Here is an 11,802-nt window from a genome sequence, read left to right as displayed (position 1 = left end):
CTCCGATCCATACAACCGTCCTAGACAGATGACTTATACATTCGTTCTAGACAACCGTTTAAGACGCTCGTACAGTTCCTGGCATGACGAACTCGACGTGCACCACCACCCCGGCCGGCTCTCTCGCCGGCCGCCGCGAATGGACCGCACTGGGCGTGCTGATGCTCCCGCTGCTGCTGGTCTCGATGGACGTCTCGGTCCTCTACTTCGCCATCCCCGCGATCAGCGCGGACCTGGAGCCGAGCGGCACCCAGCAGCTGTGGATCTTCGACATCTACGCCTTCGTCCTGGCCGGCCTGCTGATGACGATGGGTTCCCTGGGCGACCGCATAGGCCGCCGCAAGCTCCTCCTGATCGGCGCCGCGGCCTTCGGCACCGCCTCCCTGATCGCGGCCTACGCGAACAGCGCCGAGACCCTCATCGCGGCCCGCGCGGTGCTCGGCATCGGCGGCGCGACCCTGATGCCGTCGACGATGGCGCTGATCCGCACGATGTTCACCGACCCAGGGCAGCGCGCGAAGGCGATCGGCATGTGGTCCGGCGTGATGACCGCCGGCATCGCCCTCGGCTCGGTGATGAGCGGTGTCCTGGTCCAGTACTTCTGGTGGGGCTCGGTCTTCCTGGTCAACCTGCCCGCGATGGCACTGCTGCTGGTCCTCGGCCCGGTCCTGCTGCCGGAGTCGCGCGACCCCGCCCCCGGCCGCTTCGACTGGCTGAGCGTCCCGCTGTCGATGGCCGCCGTACTCCCCGTCATCTACGGCCTGAAGGAGATCACGTCCGAGGGCTGGCACGCGCAGTACGTCGTCTCGATCACCGTCGGCCTGCTCTTCGCAGCGCTCTTCGTCCACCGCCAGCGCACCGCGGCCTCACCGATGATCGACCCGGCCCTGTTCCGCAACCGCGGTTTCGCCCCCTCGGTCGCCCTGAACCTCGTCGCCTCGTTCGGAATGCTGGGCCCGGCGTTCTTCACCACGCAGTACCTGCAGTCGGTGCTCGACAAGAGCGCGATGGAGGCTGCCCTGTGGGCGCTGCTCCCCTCGGTGCCGATCGGCATGGCGGCCCCGCTGGCGACCACCCTGGTCCAGAGGGGCGTCAACCGCGCCTACGTGGTCACCGCCGGCTTCGCCATCGGCGCCTGCGGCTACGCGCTGCTGGCCCTCGCCGACACGGACTCGCTGTGGCTGGTGCTGACCGCGTGCGGCGTCCTCGCCTCCGGCATCGTCATGGTCATCTCGCAGATCATGGACCTCGCGATGAGCAGCGCCCCGGTGGAGCGGGCGGGCTCGGCATCCGCCCTGATGGAGACCGGCGCGGAGTTCGGCGGCGCACTGGGGATGGCGGTGCTCGGCTCCATCGGCACGGCGGTCTACCGCAACGACATCCCGGCCTCGGCCCCGGCCGCGGCCCACGAGACCCTCGGCGGCGCGCTGGCAGTCGCGGGTCAGCTCCCCGGGCGCACGGGAGACGCCCTGGCAACGGCGGCCCGCGAAGCATTCACCAGTGGGATGCAGGGGGCGGCGATCGCGGGAACAGTGCTCCTGATCGGCGCGGCGGCGCTGGCGGCGAGGGCGCTGAAGGGGATCCGCGTCGACGACAAGTAAGAGGACATACGAACGCCGGCCGGGCTGGATTTCTCAGCCCGGCCGGCGTTTCAGTAATCAGCCCGCTCAGCCCGTCCGGCGTTTGAGGACGAGCCCGTTCAGGGCGAACGGGGGTCTGGAGGCAGAGCCCCCAGAGCCAACAGCAACCTCAGACCAGGTTCACCGAGCGGGCGAACGTCGCCCCGATCTCCTCGGCGACCTCGGCCAGCACGCCGGGAGCCACCGTGTCATCGACGGTCAGGACGGCCAACGCCTCCCCACCCGCCGCCGCACGAGCGACCTGCATACCGGCGATGTTGATCCCGGCCTCACCGAAGATCCGACCCACCGTGCCGACGACACCGGGACGGTCCTCGTACCGCAGCACCACCATGTGGTCGGCGAGAGCGAGGTCGACGTCGTACTCGCCGACGGCCACGATCTTCTGCAGGTGCTTCGGGCCGGCCAGCGTGCCGGAGACCGACACCTCCTCGCCGTCCGTGAGCGTGCCGCGCACGGTGACGACGTTGCGGTGGTCGGCGGACTCCGAGCTGGTCGTCAGCCGCACCTCCACGCCGCGCTCCTGGGCGAACAGCGGGGCGTTCACGTACGAGACCGTCTCGTCGACGACGTCCTCGAAGACACCCTTGAGGGCGCTGAGCTCCAGCACCTTCACGTCGTGCTGGGTGATCTCGCCGTACACCTCGACGTCGAGGCGGACCGCGACCTCGCCGGCGAGCGCGGTGAAGATGCGGCCGAGGCGCTCGGCGAGCGGCAGGCCCGGCTTGACGTCCTCGGCGATGACCCCGCCCTGGACGTTCACCGCGTCGGGCACGAGCTCACCGGCGAGGGCGAGCCGCACCGAGCGGGCGACGGCGATACCGGCCTTCTCCTGCGCCTCGTCGGTGGAGGCACCGAGGTGCGGGGTGGCGACGACCTGGTCGAACTCGAAGAGCGGGGAGTCCGTGCAGGGCTCCTTCGCATACACGTCGAGACCGGCGCCCGCGACGCGTCCCTCCTTCAGCGCCGAGTACAGCGCCTCCTCGTCGACGATCCCGCCGCGCGCGGCGTTGACGATCCGCACGCTCGGCTTGACCTTGCGCAGCGCCTCGTCGCCGATGAGGCCGACGGTCTCGGGCGTCTTGGGCAGGTGGACGGTGATGAAGTCGGAGACCTCCAGCAGCTCGTCCAGCGACAGCACCTTGACGCCCATCTGCGCGGCCCGCGCGGGCTGGATGTAGGGGTCGTAGGCGACGACCTTCATCCCGAAGCCGGACATGCGCTGGGCGACCAGCGCGCCGATGCGGCCGAGACCCACGACACCCAGGGTCTTCTCGGCCAGCTCCACACCCGTGTACTTGCTGCGCTTCCACTCGCCGTTCTTCAGCGCGGCGTTGGCCTGCGGGATGTGGCGGGCGGTGGCGACGAGGAGACCGCACGCCAGCTCGGCGGCCGTCACGATGTTCGAGGTGGGGGCGTTGACGACCATCACGCCGGCCTTGGTGGCGGCGGAGACGTCGACGTTGTCCAGGCCGACGCCGGCTCGTGCGACGACCTTCAGTTTCTTCGCGGCGGCGACGGCCTCGGCGTCGACCTTGGTCGCGGAGCGGATCAGGATCGCGTCGACGTCGGCGATGGCCGGGAGCAGTTCGGCTCGGTCCGCTCCGTTGCAGTGCCGGATCTCGAAGTCCGGGCCGAGTGCGTCCACGGTCGCGGGCGACAGTTCTTCAGCGATGAGTACGACGGGTTTCGAGCTCACGTGAGTCCTCACAAGTCCAATGCGGACGGCCGTCCCGACGGCCGCAGGCGGTGGAGGGTACTGGCCGCGTGGAAGACGCACGACGCTGTGGGCCTGACGCGTATGTTGTGCGCCAGTGTAGTGGCGCGGGGGAGGCCGTCCTGCGCCTCCGCGGAAGGATCACCCGGACGTGAAACTCCATTGTGTACGGGTCCGGGGCGAGGCCCCGTGACGGCGCCCCCAGCAGAGGGCGCCGACACGGGACGCGGAGGTCACGCCTCCTCGTCCACCCACGACATGAGCTTGCGCAGCTGCTTGCCGGTGGTCTCCAGCAGGTGCTCGGAGTCGGCCGTCTTGTACTCGTTGTACTTCTTCAGACCGCCGTGGTACTCGGCCATCCACTCACGGGCGAAGGTGCCGTCCTGGATCTCGGCGAGGACCTTCTTCATCTCGGCCTTGGTGGCGTCCGTGATGATGCGCGGGCCGGTGACGTAGTCGCCCCACTCCGCGGTCTCGGAGATCGACCAGCGCATCTTCTCCAGGCCGCCCTCGTACATGAGGTCGACGATCAGCTTCAGCTCGTGCAGGCACTCGAAGTACGCGATCTCCGGCTGGTAGCCGGCCTCGGTCAGCGTCTCGAAGCCCGCCTTGACCAGCGCGGCGGTACCACCGCAGAGAACGGCCTGCTCACCGAACAGGTCGGTCTCGGTCTCCTCGGTGAAGGTCGTCTTGATGACGCCGGCACGGGTGCCGCCGATGCCCTTGGCGTACGACAGCGCGAGCGCGAAGCCGTTGCCGGTCGCGTCCTGCTCGACGGCCACGATGCAGGGAACGCCGCGGCCCTCCTCGTACTGGCGGCGGACGAGGTGGCCCGGGCCCTTGGGGGCGACCATGCAGACGTCGACGTTCGCCGGGGGCTTGATGAAGTCGAAGCGGATGTTCAGGCCGTGGCCGAAGAACAGCGCGTCGCCGTCCTTGAGGTTGTCCTTGATGGACTCCTCGTAGACCTGGGCCTGGATCGGGTCCGGCACCAGGATCATGATGACGTCGGCCTCGGCGGCGGCCTCCGACGGCGTGACCACGCGCAGGCCCTGCTCCTCGGCCTTGGCCTTGGACTTGGAGCCCTCGTGCAGACCGACACGGACGTCGACACCCGAGTCACGGAGCGACAGCGCGTGGGCGTGGCCCTGGCTGCCGTAACCGATGACCGCGACCTTGCGGCCCTGGATGATGGACAGGTCGGCGTCGGCGTCGTAGAACAGCTCGGCCACTTTGGGTTCTCTCCTTGTGTGCAGGTGTTGCGTCCCACCGTATGACGGCGGGCGGAAGGGAAGTTTCGGGGTCTCGGTATACGGGCGGCCGAGTCACCCGGCCGCCCGATTCCGCCGTTATGCCGACCGGTCGAGCGCGCGCAGCGAGCGGTCCGTGATCGAGCGGGCGCCGCGGCCGATCGCGATCGTGCCGGACTGCACCAGTTCCTTGATGCCGTACGGTTCGAGCATCTTGAGCATGGCCGACAGCTTCTCACTGCTGCCGGTGGCCTCGATCGTGACGGCCTCCGGGGAGACGTCGACGGTCTTGGCGCGGAACAGCTGGACGATCTCGACGATCTGGGAGCGCGTCTCGTTGTCGGCGCGCACCTTCACCAGAACGAGTTCGCGCTGAACGGCCTGCCCCGGCTCCAGCTCGACGATCTTCAGCACGTTGACCAGCTTGTTGAGCTGCTTGGTCACCTGCTCCAGCGGCAGTTCCTCCACGCCCACGACGATGGTGATGCGGGAGATGTCGGGGTGCTCGGTGACGCCGACCGCGAGCGAGTCGATGTTGAAGCCGCGGCGGGAGAACAGGGCAGCGATCCGGGCCAGGATGCCCGGGGTGTTCTCCACCAGGACGGAGAGCGTGTGCTTGGACATTTCTCTTTCGTCTCTCTCGCTCAGTCGTCTTCGTTGTCGCCGAAGTCGGGGCGGACGTCCCGGGCGAACATGACCTCGTCGTTCGAGGTGCCTGCGGCGACCATCGGCCACACCATGGCGTCCTCGTGGACGACGAAGTCGACGACGACCGGGCGGTCGTTGATGGAGTTCGCCTCTTCGATGACCTTGTCGAGGTCCTCCGGGGACTCGCAGCGGATCGCGTAGCAGCCCATGGCCTCCGACAGCTTCACGAAGTCGGGGACGCGGGTGCCGCGGGCGTCGGGGTTGACGTCGTTCGGGCCGCTGTGGAGCACGGTGTTGGAGTACCGCTGGTTGTAGAAGAGGGTCTGCCACTGGCGGACCATCCCGAGGGCGCCGTTGTTGATGATGGCGACCTTGATCGGGATGTTGTTCAGGGCGCAGGTGGTGAGTTCCTGGTTGGTCATCTGGAAGCAGCCGTCGCCGTCGATCGCCCAGACCGTCTGGTCCGGCGCGCCGGCCTTGGCGCCCATCGCGGCCGGGACCGCGTAGCCCATCGTTCCGGCGCCGCCGGAGTTCAGCCAGGTCGCGGGCTTCTCGTACTGGACGAAGTGCGCGGCCCACATCTGGTGCTGGCCGACGCCCGCCGCGAAGATCGTGCCCTCCGGGGCGAGTTGGCCGATGCGCTCGATGACGTGCTGCGGGGACAGGGAGCCGTCCTCGGGCTGGTCGTAGCCGAGCGGGTAGGTGTCGCGCCAGCGGGACAGGTCCTTCCACCAGTCCGCATACCTGGACCTGGCGGCCTCGCCCTGGTTGCCCTCGCTGTGCTCCTTCTGGACGGCCTGGATCAGGTCGGCCAGCACCTCGCGGGCGTCCCCGACGATCGGCACGTCCGCGGCGCGGTTCTTGCCGATCTCGGCCGGGTCGATGTCGGCGTGGACGATCTTGGCGTACGGGGCGAAGCTGTCCAGCTTGCCGGTGACGCGGTCGTCGAAGCGGGCTCCGAGGGCGACGATCAGGTCGGCCTTCTGCAGCGCGGTGACGGCGGCGACCGCACCGTGCATGCCCGGCATTCCCACGTGCAGCGGGTGGCTGTCGGGGAATGCGCCGAGCGCCATCAGGGTGGTGGTGACGGGCGCTCCGGTGAGCTCGGCGAGGACCCTGAGCTCGGCGGTGGCGTGTGCCTTGATGACACCGCCGCCGACGTAGAGGACGGGCCGCTTGGCTGCGGTGATCAGCTTGGCGGCCTCGCGGATCTGCTTGGCGTGCGGCTTGGTCACCGGGCGGTAGCCGGGCAGGTCCATGACCGGCGGCCAGGAGAAGGTCGTCTGCGCCTGCAGCGCGTCCTTCGCGATGTCGACCAGGACGGGGCCCGGGCGGCCGGTGGAGGCGATGTGGAAGGCCTGCGCGATCACCCGCGGGATGTCCTCGGCCTTGGTGACCAGGAAGTTGTGCTTGGTGATCGGCATGGTGATGCCGACGATGTCCGCCTCCTGGAAGGCGTCCGTGCCGATCGCCTTGGAGGCGACCTGGCCGGTGATCGCCACGAGCGGCACCGAGTCCATGTGCGCGTCCGCGATCGGCGTCACCAGGTTGGTGGCACCGGGGCCGGAGGTCGCCATGCAGACGCCGACCTTGCCGGTGGCCTGCGCGTAGCCCGTGGCCGCGTGGCCGGCACCCTGCTCGTGGCGGACCAGGACGTGGCGCACCCGGGTGGAGTCCATCATCGGGTCGTACGCGGGAAGGATCGCACCGCCGGGAATGCCGAATACGGTGTCGGCCCCGACCTCCTCGAGAGAGCGGATGAGGGACTTCGCACCCGTGACGTGCTCGGGTGCGGACTGCTGTCCTCCGGATCGGGGCCGCGGCTGCGGATGGGCCCCGGTGGCCTGCTCGGTCATCGTCAGTCTCTTCTCGATGCTGAGGGTTTTTGCGAGGTTTCTGCGGTGTTCAAGCGCTGCACGACTGGTGCCTGTGCAACAAAAAACCCCTCGTGCCATAAGGCAAGCGAGGGGAGCGCGCCGGGTGTGGTCGCTGGGAGTTCCGGTTCCGTCCGGACATCACCAGCTCAGCCGACGCGCTTTCCAAGTACGAGAATTCGGGTGCGCATGGCACAGACCCTCCCCCCGGCACGCACCATGTGTCAAGTAGGTGGGACGGGAGTCTCATTATGTGAGCGCAGACCACTTCCGCCTCCCAGAACGGCCGGCACACTCCCTGTGTACACCCCCGCGCCGCCGCCCGCGAACGCCGGCTCGATCGGCCCGTGCGGCACCGGATAATGGCCGGAAGCGAGCGCCCGGCGGAGCCGGTACTCGTCCAGCGGACCGGAGAACGCCATGCCCTGCCCGTGGGTGCAGCCCATCGCGCGCAGCGCGACCACCTGCTCGGGCAGGTCCACACCGTCGGCCACGGACTGCAGCCCGAGGTCGCCGGCGATCCGGAGCAGCCCACTGGTGATCTTGTGCAGCCGCGCGGACTCGACGACGCCCTCGACCAGGCTGCGGTCGAGTTTCAGCACGTCGACGGGGAGTCTGCGCAGTGCTGTGATCGCCGCGAAGCCGCTGCCGAAACCGTCCAGGGCGATCCGGACGCCGAGCCGCCGCAGGGCGCCCAGCCTCCGCTCCAGCTCGTCCAGGGAGACCCGGGGGTCGGTGTCGGACAGTTCGATCACCAGCGATCCGGACGGCAGACCGTGCCGGGTCAGCAGGGCCTCGATCGAGCCGAGCGGCATCGACCGGTCCAGCAGCCGGCGGGCGCCGACCCGGACGGCCACGGGCACGGCGAGCCCCGTAGCGGTGCGCTCGGCGGCCTGCTCCACGGCCTCCTCAAGCATCCAGCGGCCCAGCTCGGCGGTCCGGTCGCTGTCCTCCGCGACGCGCAGGAACTCGGCCGGGGTGAACAGCACCCCCTGCGAGGACCGCCAGCGCGCCTGCGCCTCGACCGAGGTGATCCGGCCGTCCTCCAGGCAGACGACGGGCTGGTGCAGCAGCGAGAACTCGCCGTCGTGCAGCGCGGCACGCAGGCGCGTGGCGAGCTCCGCCTTCCGCACGACGTCCTGCTGCATCTGGGGGGCGTACAGCTCGACGCGGCCCTTGCCGCCCGCCTTGGCGCGGTACATGGCGAGGTCGGCGTTGCGCAGCAACTCGCCTGCGCCGAGGCCGGGTTCGGCGAAGGCGACACCGATGGACGCGGCCACCCGGACATCGTTCCCGTCGATGAGATACGGCTGCGAGAGCGTGAGCCTGAGGCGGTCGGCGAGCTCCATGATGTGACGTTCGCGCGCGGAGCGGTCACGGGTGCCGTCCCCCACGATCAGGGCCGCGAACTCGTCGCCGCCGAGCCGGGAGGCGGTGTCCCCGTGCCGGACCGCTTCCTGGAGTCTGCGGGCGGCCTGGACGAGCAGTTCGTCCCCGGCCTGGTGCCCGATCGTGTCGTTGACGGCCTTGAAACCGTCGAGGTCGATGAAGAGGACCGCCGTCTGGCACAGCGCGGCGCCCCGGTCCGTGGAGCGGCGCCCCGACAGGGCCTGCTGGACGCGCTGGGTGAACAGGGCGCGGTTGGGCAGGTCGGTGAGCGGGTCGTGCTCGGCGTTGTGCTGCAACTGTGCCTGGAGGCGCACCCTCTCGGTCACGTCACGGCTGTTGAAGATGAGGCCGCCGTGGTGGCGGTTGACGGTCGACTCGACGTTCAGCCAGCCGCCGTCGCCGGACCGGAAGCGGCACTCGATGCGCGTAGTGGATTCCTCCAGCGGGCTGGCGGCGAGGAAGCGGCGCGCCTCGTGCACCACGCAGCCCAGGTCCTCCGGGTGGATGAGATTGGCCAGTTCTGTTCCCACCAGGTCCTCCGCGGAGCGTCCGTAGACCCCGGCCGCGGCCGGGGAGACGTACCGGAGGATGCCGTTGGGTGCGGCGATCATGATGACGTCGCTGGAGCCCAGCACGAGGGAGCGGAAGTGGTTCTCCTTCTGCGCCAGTTCCTGGGTGAGGGTGATGTTGTCGAGCAGCATGATGCCCTGGCGCACCACGAGGGCGAGCACGACCGTGCCGCCGGTCAGGAGCACCACACGGTCGACGCTGCGGCCGTTGAGGACGTTGTAGAGGATCCCCAGCGTGCAGACGGCGGCGGCGAGGTAGGGCGTGAGGGCGGCCAGGGAGCCGGCGATGGGCCGGGCGGCCGGATACCGACTGTGATCACCTCCCTGGGGGGCTGGGTGGTGCTGGTGGGCGCCGCCCCGCTGGCCCGGCAGGTGTTCGTGCACCACGCGCGTATACCCGTCGGACTCGCGGCCGTCGGCATCCGCCTGTCCGCTCGGGCGCGCGGCCCAGGGCGCGTACGCGAGGAGCAGGGAGCCGGCGAACCAGCCCGCGTCGAGCAGTTGGCCCGAGTGGTAGCTGTTGTGGAGCAGCGGTGAGGTGAACAAGGCGTCGCACATCACGGTGAGTGCCAGCGCGCCGATGGCGGTGTTGACCGCGGTGCGGTTCACCGCCGAGCGCCTGAAGTGCAGCGCGAGCACCATGCTGACCAGGGCGATGTCCAGCAGCGGATACGCGAGCGACAGCGCGGTGTGCGCGACGCTCGGCCCGTCGAACTTGGCCGCCTGGGCGAGCGCGAGGCTCCACGACAGCGTGAGCAGCGAGCCGCCGATCAGCCAGGCGTCCAGCGCGAGGCAGACCCAGCCGGCCTTGGTGACCGGCCTTTTGGCGAGCACCAGGAGCCCCACGATCGCGGGCGGCGCGAAGCACAGGAAGAAGAGGTCGGCATAGCTGGGGGTGGGCACCGGCTCCCCCAGCACGACCTCGTACCACCCCCAGACCGCGTTACCGAGGGCGGCCATCGCCGAGGAGAGGGCGAACAGCAGCCAGGCGGGCCGGAAGCGGATACGGCGGCTGCGCGCGTAGAGGAAGAGCGACACGGCGGCGGTGGCCGCGGCGGCGCTGAGCCCGAAGTCACCCATGATCAGCGCGACACGGTCCGAACCCCAGTCGACCGCGGAACCGACGGCGTATCCCGCGCAGACCAGAGCCAGGACGAGTTGGTGGACCAGACAGGGCCGACCGCCGACGACCGGCGGACGGGGCCGATGCGCCCCTGACGAGGGCTGTGCCCGCAGCGCTCCGTCGAGGGTGGTCGTGGGAGGCGGGGGCGAGCTCACCGGGCCCTCCAGGTCCGCGTCGCTCCCGGGTCCCGGTGCACTGGGTGCGCATGCCTACGGAGGCTGCTGAGACTGCGGTGGTGATGGCAGTGACGGCAGCCGTGATCGCCGTGGTGACCGCGTCTGCACGCGGCTGTACGCCATGGTCGCCTTCGGCGGCCCCGTCGCGTCGGATCGCTCGTCCATGGGCCGTGCATCGTCCGTCGCCCCCCTCGCAGTCTGAAATGTCCATCCCCGGCGCCGTAGATGCGCGGCGCAGCCCCTGCTCGGACGATACACCAGTCTCGTCACTCAGGGACATAGTTCCTCTACGCTCCGTGACGACCAGCGGGAATGCGAGCACGGACCGCGTCCGCAAGGTTGCGGAGCGTACCGGAAACGGATTACGCGCCTGTTGCGCCCTTCGCGCGGGTCACGCGCGGGCCATGTGCGGGGCGCTCAAGTCGTCGGGGTCACGCGCCTGTTGCGCCTGTCGTAAGGATCACGTTGCGCAGCGGCTCCCGGTTCACGAATCGGGTCAACTGGTCCACGAGCAGCCGCTTGGCGCGGGGCAGGAACGCGGACGTGGGCCCACCGACGTGGGGGCTGATGAGAACGCCGGGCGCGCGCCACAGGGGGTGTTCAGGCGGCAGCGGTTCGGGGTCGGTGACGTCGAGGGCGGCCGTGATACGGCCGGTCTCCACTTCCGCGAGCAGGGCCTTGGTGTCGACCACGGGGCCGCGGGAGACGTTCACGAGGAGCGCGCCGTCCTTCATGCGCGCGAGGAATTCGGCGCCGGCCAGGCCGCGCGTGGACTCGTTGAGGGGCGTGACGAGGACGACGACGTCCGCCTCGGGGAGCAGGGCGGGCAGGTCGGTGAGCGGATGCACCGGGCCGCGCGCCGTGGTGCGCTCAGAGCGCGCGACGCGCGCCACCCGCGCGACCTCGAACGGAGTGAGCCGGTCCTCGATCGCGGATCCGATCGATCCGTATCCCACGATGAGGACGTTCCGGTCGGCCAGCGCGGGCCGGAACCCGCCGAGCCACTCCCCCCTGTCCTGGGCGCGCACGAAGTCGGGGACGCCGCGCAGCGAGGAGAGGATCAGGGTGAGCGCCAGCTCGGCGGTGCTCGCCTCGTGCACCCCGCGCGCGTTGCACACCTGCACGCCGGGACGCAGGTGCTTCAGGCCCGGTACGAGGTTGTCGATGCCGGCCGACAGCGTCTGCACGACCTGCACACCGCTCAACTCGGGGAGGGGGCGTACGGCCACCTCACTGGGCTTCATGTAGGGAACGACGTAGTAGGCGCAGTCGGCCGGGTCGGCGGGGAACTCGTCGGCGCCGTTCCAGAAGTGGTAGTTGGGGCCCTCGGGAAGCCCCTCGATGGTGTCCGGCGGGAGGGGAAGCCACACGTCAGGAGTCATGTCAGGAGGCTATGTCAGGCCCGTGGGAGTGAGA

General features: G+C 69.8%; 7 protein-coding genes. 1 reads left to right on the top strand and 6 read right to left on the bottom strand.

All coding sequences use genetic code 11. The features are described 5' to 3' along the window. The first annotated feature begins 83 nt into the window (after window positions 1-83). Complete coding sequence (locus OG870_RS32270) at window positions 84-1,601, top strand: MFS transporter (RefSeq protein ID WP_327691768.1); 1,518 nt, start codon at window positions 84-86, stop codon at window positions 1,599-1,601. 148 nt (window positions 1,602-1,749) lie between these two features. On the opposite strand, the gene serA is transcribed toward OG870_RS32270, so the two are convergent. From serA to OG870_RS32240, 6 genes are all read right to left on the bottom strand, one after another. After that, window positions 1,750-3,339, bottom strand: coding sequence for a phosphoglycerate dehydrogenase (gene serA, locus OG870_RS32265; protein WP_266521951.1), 1,590 nt, complete (start codon window positions 3,337-3,339; stop codon window positions 1,750-1,752). A 251-nt stretch (window positions 3,340-3,590) separates the two neighbouring features. Beyond that, the gene (gene ilvC, locus OG870_RS32260; protein WP_266521948.1) at window positions 3,591-4,589 is read right to left on the bottom strand and encodes a ketol-acid reductoisomerase; all 999 of its coding nucleotides are present in this window, start codon (window positions 4,587-4,589) and stop codon (window positions 3,591-3,593) included. 117 nt (window positions 4,590-4,706) lie between these two features. Continuing rightward, window positions 4,707-5,231, bottom strand: a complete 525-nt coding sequence (ilvN, locus tag OG870_RS32255) for an acetolactate synthase small subunit (protein ID WP_266521946.1) — start codon at window positions 5,229-5,231, stop codon at window positions 4,707-4,709. Between the two features lie 20 nt (window positions 5,232-5,251). After that, the gene (locus tag OG870_RS32250; RefSeq protein WP_327692340.1) at window positions 5,252-7,117 is read right to left on the bottom strand and encodes an acetolactate synthase large subunit; all 1,866 of its coding nucleotides are present in this window, start codon (window positions 7,115-7,117) and stop codon (window positions 5,252-5,254) included. Window positions 7,118-7,353: 236 nt separating this feature from the next. After that, a complete protein-coding gene (locus OG870_RS32245; protein WP_266590141.1) occupies window positions 7,354-10,365 on the bottom strand; it encodes an EAL domain-containing protein in 3,012 nt (1,003 codons plus the stop codon). A 452-nt stretch (window positions 10,366-10,817) separates the two neighbouring features. Next, complete coding sequence (locus OG870_RS32240) at window positions 10,818-11,768, bottom strand: 2-hydroxyacid dehydrogenase (protein ID WP_266521942.1); 951 nt, start codon at window positions 11,766-11,768, stop codon at window positions 10,818-10,820. Window positions 11,769-11,802: the final 34 nt, after the last annotated feature.

The sequence above is a fragment of the Streptomyces sp. NBC_00461 genome (assembly GCF_036013935.1).
GTDB lineage: Bacteria > Actinomycetota > Actinomycetes > Streptomycetales > Streptomycetaceae > Streptomyces.
This window is presented reverse-complemented; position numbering and strand designations above follow the sequence as displayed.

Bases quoted from the DNA above. Each gene is read 5' to 3' on its own strand.
- OG870_RS32270 (WP_327691768.1), top strand. From the start codon at position 84: ATGACGAACTCGACGTGCACCACCACCCCGGCCGGCTCTCTCGCCGGC.
- ilvN (WP_266521946.1), bottom strand. From the start codon at position 5,231: ATGTCCAAGCACACGCTCTCCGTCCTGGTGGAGAACACCCCGGGCATC.
- OG870_RS32240 (WP_266521942.1), bottom strand. From the start codon at position 11,768: ATGACTCCTGACGTGTGGCTTCCCCTCCCGCCGGACACCATCGAGGGG.